Source organism: Paenibacillus sanfengchensis, assembly GCF_036864765.1.
Taxonomy (GTDB): Bacteria; Bacillota; Bacilli; order Paenibacillales; family Paenibacillaceae; genus Fontibacillus; species Fontibacillus sanfengchensis.
The window spans coordinates 65,301-86,594 of sequence record NZ_JBAGJC010000008.1 but is presented as its reverse complement, the minus strand read 5'-3'; the positions used below and the strand labels follow the sequence as shown (position 1 = coordinate 86,594).

Below are 21,294 nucleotides of genomic sequence, written 5' to 3'. Positions count from 1 at the left end.
TGACCTCCTATTTATGGATTACTTTTTGAAACACCTTACACTTTGTGTCTCCTGTCATTTGTTTAAAATGTTTTAAATTTTAATCAATCTACAACACATCCCCCCTTTCACGAACCTCTTTGGTAAGCGCTATCATTTTGGGTTTGACAAAAAGCGGGTGTAAGGTGCTCAAACTTATATAAATGTTTTCAAATAGGTTCGTTTGAAAACATCTAGGACGTTTGCTGCGGTTTGGTGAAATGCTTCCTGTAGTTTCGTGTCAAGGGATTGAAAGTTTATTCCGGATTGAGAGTGATAGGCGGGATGTATTGAGGATTATGCAAAGTAACGGTTAAGCGCTTGTATCCGTTGAATTATCCATAATTTATATCCTGTTATAAGGAAAGTCAATGTACTTAAATAACAAATTTTAAAAAAGTTATCATCCTCTTTCATTAAGAAGAGAAATGACCTAAGAAAAACAAGGAAAATCCTTTAATTTGGTTAAGGTCGGTCCCTTGAAAAGATGGTATGATCTGGTACCGAAAGGAGGGAACGTTCTTCACAATATGTAAGCGCTTTACCTTGTTGTTGTGAGACCATATCACTGAGGGGAGTGCCATGAATGAGTAAAAGGATGAAGCCCACCATCATGATCCTGCTCGCCGCAGCCTTGTTGATCCCGTCAAGCTGGCTTGCTCCGGATGCACTCGCTGCGGCGCCGATCCCGGAGGCAGGCACGGTTACGGTGTATCACGAAACGTTTGAAGACGGCCGGGGAGTCGCCACCCGGGCGGAAGCGGCGGGTTATTCCGTTTCGGTTTTGGAATTTGTTTTAGGGTACTCAAAAACCCGCTCATAGAGCGGGTTTTTGAGCAGCGATATACGCTTGAAGGGACGGTGCCCCAATTAACGGGAATTCCTCCCGTTAATTGGGCACCTATGCGGTTACAGAGTTAAATTAGCTGGAAAACCTCCTGCTAATTTAACTGAAATTTGGTTCCCGGCCGTTTGGGCTGCGAAATAGATGGAGTTTTTCCAGCTAAATCAGATCCAAGAGCCAATAGCGGTAAATTAACGGGAGGAATTCCCGTTAATAAGCGATTAAGTCAACCGCCAGATATCTAAAACTATTGATTCCGAATCATATAATCAAATGCGCCTAGGGCTGCTGTCGCGCCTGATCCCATCGAAATGATAATTTGTTTATATGGAGTATGGGTGCAGTCCCCTGCGGCGAATACGCCAGGAACGTTGGTCGCGCCGTGACTGTCTACGACAATCTCGCCCATGCGGGTGCGCTCTATCGTATCGCCTAACCAATCCGTATTCGGCACGAGACCGATTTGGACAAATACGCCCTGAAGCTCGATGTGCTTCTCTTCTCCGGTCGCACGCTCGATGTAAGTTACACCGTTTACTTTAGTGTCACCTGTGATTTCCTTCACTTGGGCGTTTTTGAGGACGGTCGTATTCGGCAAACTGTTCAGGCGATCCTGCAGTACGGAGTCGGCTTTCAATTCCGGCATAAATTCCAGCACCGTAACATGCTCCGCGATCCCGGCAAGGTCGATCGCCGCCTCAATCCCGGAGTTACCTCCGCCGACCACCGCGACATGTTTGCCCGCGAACAGAGGGCCGTCGCAATGCGGGCAGTAAGCCACGCCTTTGTTCTTGAATTCCGCTTCGCCCGGTACGCCGAGATTGCGCCAACGGGCCCCGGTGGAAATGATGACGGTCTTACTCTTCAGAACCGCACCGTTCTCCAATTCAAGTTCAACGAGTTCTTTCTTCTCCAGACGCTTCGCACGCTGTCCCTTCATGATGTCGACGCCGTATTCCTTCGTATGCTCTTCCAGGCTGGCCGCGAGCTTGGGACCTTCTGTGTACTTCACGCTGATAAAGTTCTCAATGCCCAGCGTATCGTTCACCTGACCACCGAAGCGTTCGGCTACAATCCCGGTGCGGATGCCTTTACGTGCCGCATAGATCGCTGCACTGGCACCGGCAGGCCCGCCGCCGACCACCAGCACGTCATACGGCTCTTTACCTTCGAACTCGGACGCGTCCGAAGTGCCCATTTTGCCGAGAATATCCTCAATGGACATACGTCCGCTCTCGAAAAATTCGCCATTCAGGTGGACCGTCGGTACCGCCATAATTTCTTTGCGTTCCACTTCTTCCTTGAATGCCGCGCCGTCAATCATCGTGTGGGTGATGCCGGGATTCAGGACACTCATCATGTTCAGCGCCTGCACCACATCGGGACAATTATGGCAGGTCAGACTGACATAGGTTTCGAAGTGGTACTCGCCTTTGATGCTTTTAATCTGGTCGATAACGCTTTGTTCCACTTTGGGCGGTCTTCCGCTCACTTGCAGCAAAGCCAGCACCAAAGAGGTAAACTCATGGCCTAACGGTACTCCAGCAAAGGTAACCCCCGTATCTTCCCCTACCCGATTGACACTAAAACTTGGAGTTCGGGGCAACGTGGTTTGTTCAACTGAAATTTTGTCCGACATGCTGGACAACTCTTGAACGAGGTCCAGCATGTCGTTGGATACAGAATCGGTTCCTGCACTGACTTTCAGCAGAACATTGCCTTCCATGAGCTGGAGGTATTGTTCCAGTTGTTGCTTTATATCTGCATCCAGTTTCATGATTTTAACGCTCCTTAGATTTTGCCTACAAGGTCAAGGCTTGGTTTCAGAGTTTCGCCGCCTTCTTTCCATTTCGCAGGGCATACTTCGCCTGGATGATTCCGAACGTATTGAGCGGCTTTCACTTTGTCGATCAATGTGCTTGCATCGCGCCCGATGCCTTCCGCCGTGATCTCGATCGCTTGAACGACACCGTCCGGATCGATGATGAACGTACCGCGGTTAGCAACGCCTTCTTCTTCAACCAACACATCGAAGTTGCGGGAGATCGTATGGGAAGGGTCGCCGATCATAATGTAAGTTACTTTGCCGATCGCTTCGGAGCTGTCGTGCCAAGCTTTGTGTACATAATGTGTGTCTGTCGAAACGGAGTAAACTTCAACACCCAGATCTTTCAGCGTGGCATATTGATTTTGCAGGTCTTCAAGTTCAGTAGGGCAAACGAACGTAAAGTCAGCCGGATAGAAGCAGAAAATACTCCATTTTCCCTTAAGATCGGCCTCGGTAACCTCGATGAATTTTCCGTTTTGATAAGCTTGTGCTTTAAAAGGCAGGACTTCTTTTCCAATCAATGACATGATTTTCGTACCTCCTGGAAATTTGGTTTCGTAAAACAGCATAGAGTTAGAGATAGTGTATCCCATTCCCTTAACTTGCTATGCTTTATATTTATACTAATTATTATATGCGAACCGTTCTCAATTACAAGCAACTTCATAAAGTCTTCATGATTTAATGTGAAGTGAACAAAAAATATGCCGATTAGCTGCTTCAACATTTTCAACGCTGGTTCAAACTGTCTCCATAAAATACCGACCATGATATCGTTCATGGATATCAACTCACTTCCAAATAAGAAGATATTAAACATATTCTTGGTCTCCAAAACCAACTCCTCCGCATCCCCTATTTTGTTTGTGGCGTATGTATGAATTTCTCCGCCACCCCCCCACCCTTCTCATGGTCAAGCAGCCATTGTTTCCGGGATAGGCCTCCCCCATAACCGCCCAAATCGCCGTTCGAGTTGATCACGCGGTGACATGGAATCATGATCGCCAACTGGTTGGCTCCATTGGCTTGGGCTACGGCGCGATAAGCACTCGGCTTTCCCATCGCCGCGGCCAGGCCGGCATACGAAGCCGTCTGACCCGGCGGAATTTTGCGCAGTTGTTCCCACACCTCTTGCTGAAAAGACGAGCCCAGCAGTTTCACCGGAGTTTTGAATTCCGTTAGACAGCCTGCGAAATAATCCGTCAGCTCCCTTTCGATCGAAGCGATCGGCGGTGTGCTGCCCGGAATGATTGCGGCTTTTGTGCGTTTTCTCAAGCGCTCTATCTCGCGCTCCAGTCCTCTGCGGTCCACGAATTCGAGCAAATATAGGGCTTGTTCGTCGGCGATGGCGACCATCGGACCCAGGCGCGTATCCAACCACGAGGCCTTCAAAATCTGCTGCTCGCCCAGTTGGGCAGGCGCGGCTCCCATAATCCGCGAAAACGCGTCCCTAAACCCGCTGCCCGATTCATACCCCGTGGACAACTGCGCATCGATAACCGCGCTGCCGGACCGGATCTGCTTTAAGGCGATGCCCATGCGCCGGGCTCTCGCATATTCAACAAACGTCATTCCGAATCTTTTCTTGAACTGCCTGCGAGCCGTTGACGCATCCACGGATAATCTGCGAAAATCTTCTTCTTTCCAGCGATGTTCCGGGTTCTCTTCTACCGCTTCGACTAATTTGCGGACAAGCTCCGAGACATGGTTTGGATGAGACAAGGGGCGGCAGCGTTGACAGGGGCGGAATGAGGCCAGCAGAGCTTCCTTGGCCGTCTCATAAAATTCGCAGTTTTCAAATTTAGGCTTTCGCGCCGGGCATGTAGGTCGGCAAAATACACCGGTTGTCTTCACTCCGACATAAAAAATCCCTTCATACTCCGACTTTTTATCGATAAGCGCCTGATAATACACTTGTTTCTTGTCGGCCGGTATCATCCTGCTCCTCCTTTTTTATGCGGTTTTGAAGGTTGAAGCACCTTCACGAGTAACAATTCCGATTATAACGTGTCCGGAGACATCGTTCCGCCGAAAATCGGGCATTGATTTTTTTGCCTTCAGCAACAAAAAGCAGTGACTCCGAAGTGTCAGAGTCACTGCTTTTTGTTGGATGCTCCCCGGTATCGTCAAGCGGCAGATGATATGGACCAGAGTTAAAGATCCGGCGGAAGACTTTCCACGGTAGTAAAAAACACATCCAGCAGCTCTACGCCAAAGGTTCCATTTACGTATTCACCGATCTTCTCCAGCTCCTCCGTACTGCCATACTCCAAGCACGGACGTCCTTCGCTCCACAACACCCTGCACGGGAACAAATCCGTCACACGCTCAATAATATAATCTTGTGCCACGGGGCCACGGCGGATTGCCATGTTCTCATGCCTCCTTCACAATAGACTTTCTCTAGTATTATTATAGGTACTTCTATTATTTTAAATTTGAACATTATTTACGGTGATGTTTATCACACCAAATCAAAAAAGCCCATTTCCAAGAGCGGAAACCGGCTTTTTTTGATCTACCCAAGCTCCTTCATCAGGATTCGTTACCAGTCGTTCCTCTGTAGGCATGGACATGGGGGATACGCCCATTCACCGTGGTATGGCCCTCAAAGTGGTGGACATGGCCTCCATTCGGCAAAGGAATAGCCGGTCCGGTCCTTCCTCGAATGATATGCTCATGCCCATCGTTAAACGAGGTAACCGCAAAATAACCATGAACATGCGGCACACCATTGGGAGCGGGTTCTGTAACCCCGGCGTAGTGGTGATCATGACCGACATCGAAGGAAGTCACGCCCTTGAACGGATGGGTATGAACCGGCCGACCGTCCCAAGACGTAATGAACAACTTATGCGAATGCTTTGAATCGTTATCATGCTGATCCATCAAATAACCCTTTACGGGAATGTTTCTCATACGTCACCTCCTCTCATACCACATCTTATGAGAAAAGGTGCGTTTGCGTACGAATTAAACGGCCGACCAGCCGCCATCCACAAATAAAGTTTGGCCTGTCGTATAGCTGGAAGCATCCGAGGCAAAATATAGGGCCGCCCCATTCAATTCTTCGGGATTTCCGGGTCTTCCCATGGGGCATAGATTATTGTACATTTTCAAAAAATCGCCTTTGTATAATGCGGCTTCCGTCATTTCCGTTCTGAACAGGCTTGGACCGATCGCATTCACGGTGATGCCGTCCTGTGCGTAGGAAGCTCCCATGGCTCTCGTTAAATTGACCACCGCTCCCTTGGACGCCGAATAGGCGTGAAGGGGCACGGCTTTACTCCCTACAAGCCCGCAAACGGAAGCCATGTTAATGATCTTCCCGTATTTTCTTTGCTTCATATACTTGACGACATGCTTGGACATGAGATAGATGCCCTTCAGGTTCGGATCGACCACGGCGTCCCATTCCGATTCCTCCAATTGATCGACCGACCCGGCCCCCGCAACGCCCGCGTTGTTCACGAGAATGTCTATTTTTGAAAATGTATCCAACACCCTGTTAACGGCCTCCCTGACCTCCTCTTCCTTCGTCACATCGCAGGGGACAGAAATCGCCTTTCTTCCGCAATCCCGGATTTTCCCGGCCTGGGCTTCCAGATGATCCGCCTTCTTATCAAGCAGCGCCACGTCGGCCCCCTGGACAGCAAAAACTCTGGCGATTTCAAAGCCAATTCCGCCGGAACCGCCTGTAACCACGGCAACTTTGCCGGTTAAATCAAACGGATTCTCCATATCGTCCATCTCCTCCTTCTGCGGGAGTATCCTCCCACCAATCCCATCTCAGATACGAATATGGCAGAAATTCATCGGGCTTCAGTTGCTCCAGCATCGTCCCTTTTAAGAGAACCGTATCGCTGACCGTGTATACACCCCCCAGCAAATTTACGACTTCCAACTCCGCCCACGGATCGTGCGGCGAATCCTGCATGCTGATTTCGACTTCCCCTTTTCGAAGCACACGAACGTCCATCGTTGTATTCTGTTTTACAAGCGTTGGCTTTAAATCGAATCCACTGCCGTCTATAGCTTGGGAGTATTTAATATTGAAGACCGCCAAATCATGGCCATAGTATTCATCGATAACCTTCTGTCCGTCTTCCGCATTCATCTTCCCGTTCAAATGGGCTCTCACCCGAAAAAAGTCGATCCCATGCCGCCTTACCGTTCCTTCCACAAGATTTCCGTCCTTCTTCATCTCTATATCCGCGATCTTCTTGGGAAAGCCGCAAATCTCTCTTCCCAGCCCCATGGCCACGTCATCGCTGATGGGCATGGACAAGCAATAGGTGCCGACCTCCCCATGATAGTCCGCCAGTACGAATAATGCCGCTTCGCTGTAAGGAAGCGAGAAGCTGGTTCTGGGATAATGTGCGACAAAAGCATGAACCAGCGGCCTACTGGCCGCTTTGAGCGGCGCCGGAAGGATCCGTTCAATGATCTCACGCCGGGTCTCCCAATAAACCGTAAGAACCTCCGCATCATAAAATGTTTTCGGTCGGTTATTGAATCTCATGATCGCCTTCGGGTCTTTCACAAAACTTCCCATCCTAGTGCCTCCCTTGCTTTAACAGGATTTTCAACACAACACCAAACTCTGGTTCAACCCCAGGATAATGTCAATATATAACAAATTATATATACAATTAGATAAAAATGTATAAAAATTATACATTATAAATAAATTGTATATTTTTTTCAAAGTATTCTGCCAACCTGGGCTTCTAACCTCATGGGGAAGCATTTCGTCAACAAATCGGCAGGATTTTCCGAAACTTAAGGATGAAGTCCCAAATACAAAGTGCTATACTTGGAAACTGACGAAAGGAACAGGATGTATTGCGGCACTTTTACATAGCGTCGTGAAGAATGACCAGCAAAGGGGATGCAGTTTTGACAACGACCGTCATTGAAATTTTTCTGATTGCCATATTGGCGGGGATCGTGGGCTCGATTCTAGGTCTGGGCGGGGGTATTATCGTTACGCCTGCGCTCACTCTGCTGTTTGGCGTCGACATTAATCATGCGATTGGGGCAAGCGTCATATCCGTGATCGCCACGTCCAGCGGTTCGGCCGTGGCGTATTTGCGCGACCGGATCACGAATTTGCGGGTCGGCATGTTTCTGGAAATCGCCACGACCGTCGGGGCGATTACGGGGGCTTTTCTCGGGGCGCTGATCGCGCCGCGGTTTTTATTTTTCATCTTCGCGGTGCTCTTGCTTTATTCGGCTTACGCCATGATCAAAAAGGGCAAGGAGGAAATCCCGGCGAGCGTCAGGCTTCACCCCGTCGCGGAGAAACTGGGGCTGCAGGGAGAGTATTACGACAAGGCGGTGGGCAAGCAGGTAGCCTACAACGTCGACCGGGTCTATGAAGGCTTCGGGGTCATGTACGGTGCGGGCGTCGTTTCAGGCTTACTGGGCATCGGCAGCGGCAGCTTTAAGGTGATGGCGATGGACGTGTTCATGAAAATGCCGCTGAAAGTATCCACGGCCACCAGCAATTTTATGATGGGGGTTACGGCGGCGGCCAGCGCGGGCATTTATTTGCTGCGCGGCGACATCATTCCGATTATCTCGGCCCCGGTAGCGCTGGGCGTTCTCGTCGGGGCAACCGTCGGGTCGCGCATCATGCAGCGGATGAAAAGCAAAACAATACGCAAGCTGTTCATTCCGGTGATGATCTATATCGCGTGCCAAATGATCTATCAGGGATGGAGGGGTTAACATGAACGAAGGCCATCCGGCGGAAAAGAAACGCGCCTTTGAAGTTGAAATCATCATTAGCAAAATGCTGCGAATCGGCGTCCTTTTGGCAGCCGCGGTGATCATCACCGGCCTGCTGCTATTCCTGGTGACTGGGGACAGCGGTTACCCGGAAGATACCTTCCCTACCGATTTTGGGGACATCATGACAGGGCTGTTCGCCCTAAAGGCGGCCGCAGTGATCCAGGCCGGACTGCTGCTGCTCATCCTGACCCCGGTGTTCCGCGTTTTCGTATCGCTGTTTGTGTTTTGGGCGGAAAAAGACTACCGTTTTGTCCTGATCACAGCAGTCGTCTTCGTCATTCTGATCGCCAGCTTCTTGCTCGGCAAAGCAGGTTGAGGTTAAACGCTGGAACAGAAATAGACCGTACCTTCCTGTGGGCGGTCTATTTTTTTGTCAGAAGTCCGTTAATATCTTTAGTAACCGTAATACTCAGGAAGGAGATTCTTCCCTTCCTTCACGCTTTTATTCACGATATCAATCAGCTCTTCCATGCTTCCATATATTTGTTCTGTGGGAATAACGTCGCCAAAGTGCTCCTCAAAAGTATGATTGGATGCACATTAATTGTTTGGTTCAAATTAACGGGAATTCTTCCCGTTAATTTGGTGCGCATGCGGCTGCAGAGGCGATTTAGCTGGAAAACCTCCCGTTAATTCGCCTGAAATTGTGTATATACGCAATTGGGCCGCGAAATAGATGGAGCTTTTCCAGCTAAATCCGATCCAAGAGCCAAGAGCGGTACATTAACGGGAGATTTTCCCGTTAATGTGTAGACTCCGGCGGTGGCACTTTAAGAAAACAGCCATAGACGCCAAAAGCCAAAGAGCTAAGGGAAAACAGACCACTTAGCTCTTTGGTTTTTACGATAACATCCTATTTTGTTGGTGAGGGTGTTCCAAAGTTTTCTTTTGGGACAGCTTCTTGTTAGTGCACTTGGCGGCACGTCGACTGGGGAGGTCCTTAGTCCTCATTCATAGATTCTCCGGGACGCGTTGAATGAAATCGGAATATACCTTGTAAGGGCTAGTAAAGGTGCCTTCTTTTCTCCCTTCTTGCCAATAATCTGTGGTAATCCCGTTCCCTGTTCTGGAAAACTTCACCCCTGTCTGAATTAAAGGCTCCAAAGCAGGGTCACTCAACAGAAACACCGTACCTGCTGTCCCCAAATATTCATTGCCTTGAGGGGATTGAATCCATTGACCCGCCAGAATGGCCTTGCCATCTTTAATCTCTATCACAGAGGTCGTATATCCATCGTAAAACGCATAAACATCGGCCCTTCCGCCCGGAAAAAAGTAGGCATGATCTTTATATGTCTTAGCCGCAAGAGGCTTAAAAGGGGTGGTAATCGGCAGCGAAATCGCTGTTGCGCGCGCAATCTGCAAATCATTCTGCTCCAACAGACGGCGATCCGTCTGGTAATCCGGGGATGTGATAAAAACAAAGCTGCGAATGGATTCATACTGAACCCGATAGCCCAGCGCCTCCGTTACAAATCGGGCGGGAACCAGCACGCGTCCTGCTTGACTTCGGGCAGGCGTCTCCATGCCGAGCGACTTCCCGTTCTTTGTGGCTGTTTTCTGATCCACGGTAATTTTTAATTCGTCCCCTGCCTTGTTTTGAACCACAGCCGTCTTGGAGCCGGGCTCCCACCTATAAGATAATCCCAAAGATGACAGCGCCCGGATCGGCAGGTATGTATAGTTGTCGATAACGGCGGGAGGAACCTCCATCCGCACAAAGTTGCCGTTCACAATCACTTCCATCTCACTGGCCGCCATTTCTGCCGCCGCAACCTGGAATGAACTTATCGCATCGATCAGCAAAATAAACAACACCGTCATTTTTTTCATCCTAATATCCCTCCAGAAACCCTATAGCGTCAACCTTACTCCGCTTCTGCACTATCCTTTCTGACAGTAGCTATCAAAAAAGTGCGTACTTCTTTTTGCCGTCCTCTCCTTTTATACTGACCTTACTTTCAGATAAAAGGAGAGAACAACATGGCTCAAGTAAAAATGTACAATCACGATCTTTGGGATCACGGCATCTCCCAAGGTTACAGCGTCAACGGAACGGTCTACATTTCGGGGCAATTTGCCCACGACATGAAGGGGGCCTTCATTGGCGAGGGCGATATCGAGGCGCAAACGCGGCAAACCCTGGAGAATCTCGACCGCGTATTGAGGGAATTCGGTGTAACCAGATCGAACCTCGCCTATGTGGAAGTTTATCTAACCAACGCGGAAGTGCATGCCGAGCCGGTCATCGGGCTGTTTAAGGAATACATGGGACAACATCGGCCAGCCGGCAGTCTCATCGGTGTATCCTCCCTGGCGTTTCCCGAGCAGTTAGTCGAAATCAGCGCTATTGCCCATACCGACTAACTCCGCTGACGGGGGCGGTGCGTGGGAAGCAGTCGTACTTTTCGAAAAAAGTGCAGCCGCTAGATTCGCGGAAATTTCAGGTCATCCCCAGCCCCCGGCATTCCGCTCAACCAGCCCTGCCAAGAAATCCAGCCATTCCGGCTGATCATTCAGGCAGGGGGCATAATGAAACTGCTCAGCCCGCCCGCCGGAAGCACAAAAGTGATCCCGTCCTTCGATATCCAGCTCATGCAGCGTCTCCAGACAATCGGCCGCAAAACCGGGGGCAAAGATCAGGAGATGGGCGACTCCGTGTTTCGCCAAACTCCCGATCACATCATCCGTGGAAGGTCCAACCCACTCCTCCGGGCCAAATCGGGATTGAAACGCTACCTGCCACTGGTCCTCCCGCCAGCCCATAGCTTCAGCGAGCAGCCGCGCCGTCTCCATGCAATGTTCAGGGTAAGGATCTCCGGTGTCCACATACCGTTTGGGAATCCCGTGAAAAGACAGCACCACCCGATCCGGCTCCCGATTCAACCGCTCCATATGGCGGAGCAAGTGCGCCTTCATCGCAGAGATATATCCCGGGTCCTTGTAATAGGGCTCCACAAACCGGAGCGCCGGAACATGCCGCTTGAGGGCCGGCGCCTTGGAACTGGCACGGCCAAGCGCGGCAAAACAGGCCTGATCATAGACGGAAGCCGTTGTTGTTGAAGAATATTGGGGAAACAGCGGGACAACGAGAACGCGGCCGATTCCCGCTTGCTCCAAGCGCTGCATGGCCTTTTCTATGCTATGGTCACTGTACGCCAGTCCCAGCTCCACTTGAAACTTCGGACCCAATCTCTCCTGTAAAGCGGATTGTTGACGAAAAGAGTTCACCAATAACGGAGACCCTTCCTCGGTCCAAATTTGTCGGTACAATCGGGCCGACTTTCGGGGCCGCGTCCGAAGGATAATTCCCTGGAGGATCGGCTGCCACAGCCAGGGACTCCGGTCAATGATTCTCCGGTCCGACAAAAATCGCCGCAAATAAGAACGCACCGCCTTCGCTTCCGGCATGGACGGCGTTCCAATTTGGGCGAGAATAACACCGATCGATGGATGGGTTGGCACAGACAACAACTCCGTTCGTATCGCTTTTTGCCTTATTTTCCACCATCCGGGCCTCCCAGGCTATTAGTCTGCTCACAAATTCGCTCTATCCCATCAATCACGAGAGGGACTAATCTCTATTTCCCTCATGTAACGAGTAATTGGAAAACAATCCTCCAAATCTTCCCCCTCCAGCGACCAATATAAAATGGTATTCACATGGATTTGCATATCTTCTTCAAGAAGATGCCTGATTCTGTTCCAGATCACAATATCAAAATCATATTCACTAAGGTGATCATTAAATGAAGATACGATAATCACCATAAGAGCAAATTTTTCTTCACTATTCAGTGAACCTTTTCCATAAAATGCAAGAAACTCTTCTAAACGGGATGAGTTCGCAACAACGTATTCCCAATCCTGACAAAACTCATCAGGCTCAGGTAACCCTAATTTTTCAATAAGGGATTCTCTTGCTGATTTACAAACATATCGGGGGCTGTTTTCCATAATTCCTCCACCTCCCTCAACCTCCGGATACGCGTTTATCCAATTTTTAGAGAAAGTTACTTTCCTGCAGAAGGAGTGTCGCCCGTGTCTCAAACCTTCTATGTGATTCGCCATGGTCAAGCCTCCGGCAATGAACCCGAAGCTCCCTTGACGCTTAAAGGAATTGAACAAGTGGAGCGCTTGGTAGATTTGCTGATTCAACAAGGTTTCACCGATTTTAGCCGGATTGTTACCAGCCCTTACTTGCGTGCGGGACAAACCGCGGTTCTTTTGGCACGAAGATTGGAAAAAGAAATGAAAGCCGACCCGCGATTGGTGGAACGCAATTTGGGCAGCGCCCCTGAGGATGGAAGCGTACTGCTGGACGAACTGCGGAAGCACGATGAAAATGTGGATTTGCGGTTCCCTAACGGGGAATCGAACCGGGAAGTGGCCTCAAGGGTGCTTGAACTGACGCATGAATTGCTTAATCTCAATGAAGGGTTTCTTCTGATTACGCACCGGATTTCGATGGCGCTGTTGATCCGGCAGTATGAGCCCGCTTTTTCTTTCGACCGGATGATGGCGCTCGCTAACCCTGCTGCCTATTCTATCACCCACAACAACGACGGTAACCATTTTGTAAAACGCATATTGTAAAGCCCCTTGGCAAAAAATACTTCCGAATCCCAATGAACCCCAAGGAGGTATTGGTTTGCAAGAGTTATTCAATAAAAATGTGACGAACCGGATCGCCGTAAATACGGTGGACATTTCCAATTTGGCCGTTTGCATCGAAGATGTCAGAAGAGCGGTTTTGACCCCTCTCCAGTCCCCTGAGCCGCCAACCGACTTTCACGAGCTTCGGGGCCGATTGGAAGCGGTCAAGGACAAGCTGCCCAAGCTTTATCAGGAAACGGTGGTCAAGCCCTTCCTGAGAAAATTGGACGAGCTGGGACCGCGGGGCTTCGTAGAGATTCTGATTCGTGATCCCGAACGGAATTCCAGCGCCCGATTGATGTTGGACATCGCCCAATCCATTCTCCAGCACGGCGAGGGTTACTTGCCGCTGGCCACGGATGCTTTTCAAGAGGTCGTAAGCGACCTGTACGACGGATTCCTGAGCGCCGCCGACCGTGTAGGCGTGAAGCCGCCGGACTTAAGCGTTATTCCGGCGCTTGTGAAATGGGGAAGCCCGGAAAGCGGCCCCTACACCTGGCCGATCGACGCTACCTCGGTTTTCGACCTGCAAGCCGCTATCGTCAGCCTGCCGCCCATTCATGCGAATGCCGGGGTCCTCTCCTGGTCCAGCCTGCCTCATGAGGTATGCGGCCACGACATTCTTCATGCGGATATCGGTTTGCTTGAGGAACTTTCGCAAACGGTTTGGACCGAACTAAACCGGGCCAATGTCGGTCATAATCTGCCTGATTATTGGGCGTCCCGGATCGACGAAACCGCTTCGGACGTGCTCGGCGTATTAAATGTGGGACCCGCGGCCGCCATCGGTTTGATCGGCTATTTTCGAGGGATGAATGCCGCGTTCACGGGAAATGCCGCGCTTAGAAACATAGGCCCGGCCAATGATTCCCACCCCGCCGACATTCTAAGGGGGTATTTGGGAGCCTTCGCGACCGGCCTCTTGGAATTCTCCGGAGCCCAGGAGTGGCAGCGCGTGATTCTTGCGGAAACCGACAAAGACCTTGCTTCGATTCGCCTCGAAAATCGCGCTGTCGACGCGAACGCAGCCAGGGAATCGGCCCGGATTGTGGCGGAAACGATCATGAAAGCCAAGCTGAGAAGCTTGGAGCATACCAGCCTCAGCCAGATCCAGAACTGGAGAGACCGGGATGAACAAATCATCCTTGCTTTGCGCCCTTTATTACAAACCACGGGCACGCCGCTTCCGGCTCTATACAGAGATGGTTTCTATGCGGCGCATGTCGTTGCGGCCGCCGTTACAGAAGCTCTATCCAAGAATGCAAATCCGGAAATCGTCTTCCAACGGATGGTTACCCTGCTGAAATTGATGCATGACGCCAACCCTTCGTGGGGCCCGTTGATCGTTACGCACCCTGGGGATATTTTCAGACACTTCACGTATATTCCCGTCAATGAAGCGCAGAAGGATGTGCAGCTTTATGTGTAGTATCGGAGAACAGGGAGAGTCGTTCTAACCCCGATGCTGCCAGGTAGAGATTAAACCAGCTTAGGCTGGTTTTTTGTATAGGTGAATAAACAACGGGGAAAGCGGGATGGGGTCATTGAAGGAAGATGGTCGTCAGTGGTCCTCCCCGTGAGGAACATGCCGAGTCCATTTTGCGAATGGATATTACTCACCCTCTCTAGAAAGCCTCTTCTTCATAAGGATAATTCAGCAGCGCCAGATTTTCCTTTGCCATCAACCATGTCCGATAATCTAAATGACTATTAATCAGCAAACGCCTTTGAACTCTTTTGAATAAAGGATACGAGGTGTCGTCCAAAACAAGCAAATCCAGATTGTTTAAGCGCAACAGCTTTTCAATGACTTCAAGAAATTTTACCCATCCGATCTCAAAGATGTACGATTTAAATTGAATACTAATAAAAACATTCGTATCCACCCCATACGCCTCGAGATTGGCCTGCCGATAACGCTCCATATAATCATCCTCATCTTCTAAATCAATGCCCATTGAAAAATAGGTGCACCCGACACTTACTTCTTGACCATAAGAGTGATTCCATACTTCCGCCTCATAATCGATTAATTCTACAAATAATACCTCGAACATCATATTGTAGAGCAACTTCCCCAATCCTTCTTTAGGCAAATCAAAACCCATGTTTAATGAAAAATCCATTAGGTATACCTCCGGAACCGCTCTGGTGCCCCATTAGATATCGTAGTTTGCAACGAAAAAGAGCTGATCCTGTCCAGGTTCGGCGGAATTTCCTTATCCTTGCCTCTGCTCAGAAAATGAAGATGCCTTAGAATAAGTCAGCTTTATGATATTTCCCAGGAGCATAATCGTTAAAACGATCCACCGCTTCAATCAAGAAGGGATAGCCTCGCTTAAACCTAATTATGTAGGAGGTTAACCTCGAACGTTTACGGAAAAACAGTGTTCTCGAATTGTTGAACTGGCACAGATTCCTCCTCGCACGCTGAGCTATCAGTTTACGAATTGGTCTCTATCTAAAGCTGAAAGAAGTAGTAGAGCAGAAGGAGAATGCCTATCGATCCCCATTGAAACCATCCGTGTGATTCTGGACGAAGCCAAGATTACCTACCAGAACACTAAGACATGGAAGCAGTCCGATGATACTGAATTTGAAAGTAAAAAACGAATCGAAGCCCTATACAACAGTTCTCCAAAAGACGGTAAGGTGATCTGCGGTGATGAGTTTGGCCCACTTTCTCTTCAACCTTATCGCGGTAAAAGTTAGGTTCAGCAGCACTCCGAAACGTGTTTGCGGGCACCTATACACACAAAAGAGGAGTTAAGCACTTACTCTCTGCGCTGGACTTGAGATCGAACCAGTTGTATGGCCACACTTCACAGAGTAAAAAACACACGGGTAATCTGCGCTTTTTCAGGATACTCCGCCGCCGTTACCATCGTTCCGAGCGTCTTTATTTCATCCTGAACAACTTCTCCCCGGAACATCACCATGGAGTAATTTCGAGCCTCTGAGTACAAGGATCTATCTTCTGCCATCCAGGCATATCTTAGCTGCAGAAACAAAAATAAGCGTCACGGAGCTATCTTACGCGAACAAACAAGATCAAGGTCGTCTGATAGGACACTAGTAAAAGACAAGCGGTTCCACTTGATGAATTGGAGCAGGCGCTTAGCACTTTATTAAAAATGTGTTCCCTCCCTGGTCTTCCTTTGGTTTCTGCTGGCTACCGCCATGGCTTCTCCGTTCGCTACCGCCGCTCGCACGATTCGCTCCGTGCCCATTAGCCTCAGCCCCTCAGAATCTGACCTACTGCAGAGCTTCTTCCTTTCAACTGGTCTTTCTCTGTCGGCTGCCGCGCCAGATCCTTCAAACGAAAGTTACCGACGGTTCTGTTCTTCCGGATCCGTTCCGAGGTAAGTGCCTAAAACTTGACTAAAACAGAAAAAAATATAATATGTAATTAAGATCATATTTTTCTAATTTTAATAAATAAATGAAATCAATATGATATTGGAGGTTTTTTTTTGGAAAAATACGTAGGGCCTATGGTTTTATTGGTAACAGGATATTTATTGTTAAATCTTTCCCCAACATTAGAACCTTTATTTTTGTTTAAAATGTTCTTCGGTTTTTTCTTTTCAAACATTGAACTATACATTTTACACGCCTTGAATATTACAGGATTAATACTGGTTATTTATTCGACAGTAATGATAATTTATAAATCTGTAAAAAAATAAACTGCTTGAAGAGATGCCCTTATTTTGCCAATTTGGCAATATAAGGGCGTCTCTTTATTGAATGATATCTTCAGTAAAAGTTGTTAATTAAAAACAACAGAATCCTGATCGGAGACACCCCATTGTGATGGAGTTCTTGTAAATGTTGCATTCAAACTAAAAGGGTAGCTTAAAGTAAGACTTGTTAAAGTTGCACTTAAAGTATTCCAAGTGTGGACCCATTGCGACTTCATATAATAAGATTTTCCACTGGTTGGTTTAGTTATATAAAACCATGCATAGCCATGCATACCTTGCCCATATGCGTAGTTGTCAGCAAAAGTATAAGTTGCACCTGAATTCTGATAACTATAAAGAGAAGCACCGTTAGTATATTTGGTGTAATCTTTATCTTGCATCACGATGCCACCGTTTGTTCCTTGAGCATTAACCGATCTACCGTTTTCATCTGTAATAGCTATACCTAAAAAGTCGTACGCCGATCCTGATGTAGTATCCCAAGTATTATTTGTACCAGTATAGTCCCAGAGTACTTCAACTAAATATGTCCCAGGTTTATCAGGGTTTCTCATGAAGTAGTTAGTAACCTTCCCATCACCAGGAAGGCTTTGCGGTGAAATTGAGTCATTACCCTCCGAAGTTTGAACTTCCCATCCAAGTTTTTTTAACTCCTCTAAGCGATCTTTCTGAGTTAGTGCCCCTGATTCTCTTAGAATCTTGTTGGTTTCCCGCATCAGTTCTTCCCCCCCCCTTTCACTCGTAGGAGCTGCAATTGCTTGCGAAGAGAGAACTAACGCTGAAACAACAGTAGCCAACATAACAGACTTCAGAAGCTTTTTCATAATTTAATATCTCCTTCCTAAAATAGGTTATATATGTAATATACTACATTCATTTATATAATCCTCTTTTTTTATAAATATTTACAAGGATAAATTTAGAAATAAATTATTATTGCAGTTTTCCTCAGCTCTCTCTCCAGAACTTAATCTCTTTTCCATCGACGACTACAAATAGAGATATTGGTCGTGTTTTCATTGGATCTGCCACCGCCTCACCCCCTAAGGATCTGACCAGTTACAGGGCTCCTTCCAGGGACTCTGGTTCTTCTGCCGGCGGTTAGTCGGATCTGCTCCGTTGCCATCGGCCTCATTCCTATCACTCACTCCAACACATCCCTCTCCCAGTCCAAATTTAATCAGCGTTTTAATTGAGCTACAGGGTGTACTACATTAATCCAAACGGGGCAAAATGGAATTTTACACCCGAGCATATCAATAACGGTTTCTAAGTCAAATTCTCTCCCACTTAAGTTTTAATCATTTAACATCCAACGATGTAGAGAATCATCGGTAGAATTAAGCCTTTTTCCATGCTCCATTTTAGGCACAACTATGAACTTACACGTTTCGTCGATCGTAATATTTTGACATATGGAAATTTCATTCAAGGTTTGCAACAGGTGTTTCTTAAACATGGTTTTATTTATATTCAATGCGACCATACCATCACTCCGGTAAAATGGATATTCCATTACAATATAGGTTCCCTAAATTCGGTAGTTGATTGTTTGATTTCACCTCATACTTCCATATAGATATGGATAATTAAGACTCTTAAGATTTTCATTTGTTATAAAACTTGATTGATGTGCATCCAAATCATCGCTTACGAATAGAGTACCGCCAGCTCTTTTCATGATAGGGCTTGACCCATCGTCCAAAAGCAGCATTTCACCCTCAACTTCTCGCAGGAACTTTCCAATAACCTCAAGAAATTTCAACCAACCTAAGCCAAAATTCCTTGAGACAAATTGCACACTAATTACCCAGCTTGATTCAATACCAAAATCTTCTTTACTACACTCTAAAGTATCAGTCATGTCGTCGTCATCAAGGGTTATTGTCAAAAGAAAGTATTCACATCCTATATTTATATATCGATATCCATACCTATGCTGATACTTATTAAATGTCGGGGATTCTTTCAGAACTTGACTCAATAGCTTATAAAACAACTCCCCTAACATTCCACCATCTAAGCTTGTATTTATAAATAACGAATAGTCCATTTTTTTCACCTCTTATAAAACTTCGTTACTTTACCTTCTTCAATCCACCTTTCGTATCCAAGGTTATGTTGATACTGAAGAGCTTACCATTGCTCAATAGCTAAATCAGGATCAAGCATTTTGTCCGCACTATTTTCTTTAATAAAAAAGTAAATTAGGTCAATAAACAGTCGTAAATCCTTGTTTTGTACAATAAAGTGCCAGTTGACCATTTTGTCACCTTCTATACTGTACTCAATCCCTCTTTCCGTTACTTCTTCATCAAAATCCCACATTATCATCGGCATAATGATATTAAAACCTTTGTAATTTAGATAAATATGTATGCGATCTTCTTCTGTTATTAGCTTTAATTGGCATAAATCACTTGTATACCATAGGATGTTCTTATTTTCCTCGATTCTCCAAATCATCTTTTATGTCCCCCAGGATATATAGTAGTATAAGCGGACCTTGCGTTATAAAATGAACGAAAAAAACAGATCAATCCCGGTGGTATCTGACCATGATGGATCGACCTGTTTCGTGTAACGCGATTTCGCTAGTAGGTAGACATCTCGTACACCCTAATTCATGGTGACTTCTTACCTGCCAGATTGAACTACTGTTCAAGCTTATAACGGCTTCTATACTCGGCTATTCTGTCATGAACAACATAATAGCTTGGGTCTTCCTCGCCTATTTCCCGAGCCGATGCCGTGACAAGATCACGCAAAAAAGCCCATTCCACTCATATATTAAGTTGGAAGAGCTTATAAAAGTTTATCAAGTGTTTGAACTATTTAATGTTTAGTTTATTGGTTGTACAATCTAGTTACTGGTTATAAATAGGCTAACACAAAAATGTTGACAGCCCCTTACTTGATTTAAGACCCAAACTCTATAATGATATTTTTTACTTTTTCTAAATGTAAAACTCTGTTGAATACTTCTGCATCATTTATCCCTTCTTCTTTCCAATAATCCACTAATTTCTTATCGTTTATAATACTAAGTGCCTCTAATTTAATCTCATCTCTCAAACAATCGTGCTTTATACCTATCTCGGCTAGTAAAACTGTAAACATCCACCTGACATCCTCATAGTCATCTGTTTGGTTTTCATACTCGTTGATTAACCTTGAAACAGCTTGAATTGAAGATAAACCGTCGGATACAAACTTATCAAAATCATTTGGAACATACTCCATTAATTTCTCGCAAGTAATTTTTTCAAACATTCAACTCACCTTCCATTATCTTTTTTGCTCTTTACAAAGTACACAAACACCTCGATATCAGGGTACTTCGCTTTAAATTGTTCGATTATCGGACTACAGCTCGCACAAGGCTCACGGTCAGTGTTAACTTCAGCTATACCAAAGTTACCGCTTTTACGAATTCCTTTTTGGTAACTCTTTTCTTAATTCTTTACCTCTTCTTGCTAAATCTCCACCTATCCCTTTTGAATTTATATCTACTTTTTCTAAAGTGTAGCTGTTAGATTTATTATTACCCGTCCCCCGACCATCCCCAAGCTCCCTCTCCCGCGTCGGTCCAAGGTCATCCACCTTGGGCAATGTTTAATTGTCTGTACGCCAGATATTATAGTAATTTCAACAGGCAGTGAAAAGTCGGCATAACAGAAAACAGATCGATTAATGGTAATACCTTCCCATAACCGATCTGTTAAATGTAAAAGCAATCATTCTTCGCATAGAGCCTAACACTCCATAAGGATCGAATTTGCGCTGCTTACAGCGTAACAATTTAATAATAAAAACCTATAATGAATGTTTATAGCCAAACAGATTGAGACTTTAAATGAAAGATAGCTTCATCGTTCTTTATTATTTTTTCTTCATCAAAGTTTCCTATATTTAAATTATTACCAACTTTTTTTTCATCAAAATTTTGAATATTAATAAAACTTAGATTTTTTACCGACGCACAATAGAAATTCAATTTTTCAAAATCTATATCATTAAAGGTGATACCATCTAAACATGAATAAGCAAAACAATCGTACAATTTACAATTACAAAAATTACTGTTTATATACTCCGTTTCATTAGTCTGACATCTCCAAATTTGTGAACCTTGAAAACTACATTGAACAAATTTACTATACGAGAGATTTGCTTTAACCATGTTAATATTATTAAAAGCTACATTATCAAACTTGCAATCACACAATAGGCAATCGAAAAATTCGGTATTCTCAAAAACGTTATTCTTAAATAATGAACTTGTAATTTGGGCGTCTATAAAAGTAACTCCATTGAATGATAGATCAGAAAAGTCAACATGATCTAGTATTATCTTTTCCCCTTCTTCTCCTTTTGTATTAATATAACTCATATGCTTAGCAAACTTTTCATCCAATTCGCTTTGAGATATTTTTATCATTGAC

24 protein-coding genes are annotated in these 21,294 nt (G+C 46.3%); 6 read left to right on the top strand and 18 right to left on the bottom strand.

Features of this window, described 5'->3' with window-relative positions; translation table 11 throughout:
- The first annotated feature begins 604 nt into the window (after positions 1-604).
- Entirely contained in the window at positions 605-841 is a 237-nt protein-coding gene (locus V4U84_RS17800) for a hypothetical protein (protein ID WP_334077624.1), read from the top strand.
- A gap of 268 nt (positions 842-1,109) precedes the next feature.
- Here V4U84_RS17800 and ahpF read toward each other — a convergent pair whose 3' ends face one another.
- The 7 genes from ahpF to V4U84_RS17765 form a co-directional block, all read right to left on the bottom strand.
- A complete protein-coding gene (gene ahpF / locus V4U84_RS17795) occupies positions 1,110-2,639 on the bottom strand; it encodes an alkyl hydroperoxide reductase subunit F (protein WP_334077623.1) in 1,530 nt (509 codons plus the stop codon).
- 14 nt (positions 2,640-2,653) lie between these two features.
- Positions 2,654-3,217 (bottom strand): alkyl hydroperoxide reductase subunit C, encoded by a 564-nt coding sequence (ahpC, locus tag V4U84_RS17790; protein ID WP_334074166.1) that lies wholly within the window; start codon positions 3,215-3,217, stop codon positions 2,654-2,656.
- Between the two features lie 328 nt (positions 3,218-3,545).
- Positions 3,546-4,628, bottom strand: coding sequence for a bifunctional transcriptional activator/DNA repair enzyme AdaA (locus tag V4U84_RS17785; protein WP_334074165.1), 1,083 nt, complete (start codon positions 4,626-4,628; stop codon positions 3,546-3,548).
- A 215-nt stretch (positions 4,629-4,843) separates the two neighbouring features.
- Positions 4,844-5,062 (bottom strand): hypothetical protein, encoded by a 219-nt coding sequence (locus tag V4U84_RS17780; RefSeq protein WP_334074164.1) that lies wholly within the window; start codon positions 5,060-5,062, stop codon positions 4,844-4,846.
- A 163-nt stretch (positions 5,063-5,225) separates the two neighbouring features.
- A complete protein-coding gene (locus V4U84_RS17775; protein ID WP_334074163.1) occupies positions 5,226-5,609 on the bottom strand; it encodes a YmaF family protein in 384 nt (127 codons plus the stop codon).
- A 54-nt stretch (positions 5,610-5,663) separates the two neighbouring features.
- Positions 5,664-6,431 carry an SDR family NAD(P)-dependent oxidoreductase gene (locus tag V4U84_RS17770; protein ID WP_334074162.1) on the bottom strand — a complete coding sequence of 256 codons (768 nt, stop codon included), beginning with the start codon at positions 6,429-6,431 and terminating at the stop codon, positions 5,664-5,666.
- Complete coding sequence (locus V4U84_RS17765) at positions 6,415-7,245, bottom strand: acetoacetate decarboxylase family protein (protein ID WP_334074161.1); 831 nt, start codon at positions 7,243-7,245, stop codon at positions 6,415-6,417. The genes V4U84_RS17770 and V4U84_RS17765 overlap by 17 nt, the downstream gene beginning before the upstream one ends.
- 344 nt (positions 7,246-7,589) lie before the next feature.
- Between V4U84_RS17765 and V4U84_RS17760 the strand changes: the two genes are divergently transcribed.
- A complete protein-coding gene (locus tag V4U84_RS17760) occupies positions 7,590-8,423 on the top strand; it encodes a sulfite exporter TauE/SafE family protein (protein ID WP_334077622.1) in 834 nt (277 codons plus the stop codon).
- Between the two features lies 1 nt (position 8,424).
- A complete protein-coding gene (locus tag V4U84_RS17755) occupies positions 8,425-8,802 on the top strand; it encodes a DUF1634 domain-containing protein (protein ID WP_334074159.1) in 378 nt (125 codons plus the stop codon).
- Positions 8,803-9,437: 635 nt separating this feature from the next.
- Here the strand turns inward: V4U84_RS17755 and V4U84_RS17750 are convergent.
- Positions 9,438-10,319 (bottom strand): copper amine oxidase N-terminal domain-containing protein, encoded by an 882-nt coding sequence (locus V4U84_RS17750; RefSeq protein ID WP_334074158.1) that lies wholly within the window; start codon positions 10,317-10,319, stop codon positions 9,438-9,440.
- Between the two features lie 150 nt (positions 10,320-10,469).
- Here V4U84_RS17750 and V4U84_RS17745 point away from each other — a divergent pair, with 150 nt between their 5' ends.
- Positions 10,470-10,853 (top strand): RidA family protein, encoded by a 384-nt coding sequence (locus V4U84_RS17745; protein ID WP_334074157.1) that lies wholly within the window; start codon positions 10,470-10,472, stop codon positions 10,851-10,853.
- 81 nt (positions 10,854-10,934) lie between these two features.
- Here V4U84_RS17745 and hemH read toward each other — a convergent pair whose 3' ends face one another.
- A complete protein-coding gene (gene hemH / locus V4U84_RS17740; protein ID WP_334074156.1) occupies positions 10,935-11,951 on the bottom strand; it encodes a ferrochelatase in 1,017 nt (338 codons plus the stop codon).
- Positions 11,952-12,044: 93 nt separating this feature from the next.
- Positions 12,045-12,443, bottom strand: a complete 399-nt coding sequence (locus tag V4U84_RS17735) for a hypothetical protein (protein WP_334077621.1) — start codon at positions 12,441-12,443, stop codon at positions 12,045-12,047.
- An 84-nt stretch (positions 12,444-12,527) separates the two neighbouring features.
- Here V4U84_RS17735 and V4U84_RS17730 point away from each other — a divergent pair, with 84 nt between their 5' ends.
- Positions 12,528-13,082: a histidine phosphatase family protein gene (locus tag V4U84_RS17730; protein WP_334074154.1), complete on the top strand. Its 555-nt coding sequence runs from the start codon at positions 12,528-12,530 to the stop codon at positions 13,080-13,082.
- Positions 13,083-13,137: 55 nt separating this feature from the next.
- A complete protein-coding gene (locus V4U84_RS17725; protein ID WP_334074153.1) occupies positions 13,138-14,571 on the top strand; it encodes a hypothetical protein in 1,434 nt (477 codons plus the stop codon).
- Positions 14,572-14,767: 196 nt separating this feature from the next.
- Here V4U84_RS17725 and V4U84_RS17720 read toward each other — a convergent pair whose 3' ends face one another.
- The 8 genes from V4U84_RS17720 to V4U84_RS17690 form a co-directional block, all read right to left on the bottom strand.
- Positions 14,768-15,268 (bottom strand): hypothetical protein, encoded by a 501-nt coding sequence (locus tag V4U84_RS17720; protein WP_334074152.1) that lies wholly within the window; start codon positions 15,266-15,268, stop codon positions 14,768-14,770.
- A gap of 696 nt (positions 15,269-15,964) precedes the next feature.
- Entirely contained in the window at positions 15,965-16,126 is a 162-nt protein-coding gene (locus V4U84_RS17715; protein WP_334077620.1) for a hypothetical protein, read from the bottom strand.
- 788 nt (positions 16,127-16,914) lie between these two features.
- A complete protein-coding gene (locus V4U84_RS17710) occupies positions 16,915-17,673 on the bottom strand; it encodes a hypothetical protein (RefSeq protein ID WP_334074149.1) in 759 nt (252 codons plus the stop codon).
- Between the two features lie 734 nt (positions 17,674-18,407).
- On the bottom strand, positions 18,408-18,902 hold the full coding sequence (locus tag V4U84_RS17705) for a hypothetical protein (protein ID WP_334074148.1): 495 nt from the start codon (positions 18,900-18,902) through the stop codon (positions 18,408-18,410).
- A gap of 83 nt (positions 18,903-18,985) precedes the next feature.
- Positions 18,986-19,315, bottom strand: a complete 330-nt coding sequence (locus V4U84_RS17700; protein WP_334074147.1) for a hypothetical protein — start codon at positions 19,313-19,315, stop codon at positions 18,986-18,988.
- A 453-nt stretch (positions 19,316-19,768) separates the two neighbouring features.
- Positions 19,769-20,122, bottom strand: a complete 354-nt coding sequence (locus V4U84_RS17695) for a hypothetical protein (protein WP_334074146.1) — start codon at positions 20,120-20,122, stop codon at positions 19,769-19,771.
- 5 nt (positions 20,123-20,127) lie between these two features.
- The gene (locus V4U84_RS26965; RefSeq protein ID WP_148455872.1) at positions 20,128-20,259 is read right to left on the bottom strand and encodes a deaminase domain-containing protein; all 132 of its coding nucleotides are present in this window, start codon (positions 20,257-20,259) and stop codon (positions 20,128-20,130) included.
- Between the two features lie 419 nt (positions 20,260-20,678).
- Positions 20,679-21,290 carry a pentapeptide repeat-containing protein gene (locus V4U84_RS17690; RefSeq protein WP_334074145.1) on the bottom strand — a complete coding sequence of 204 codons (612 nt, stop codon included), beginning with the start codon at positions 21,288-21,290 and terminating at the stop codon, positions 20,679-20,681.
- Positions 21,291-21,294: the final 4 nt, after the last annotated feature.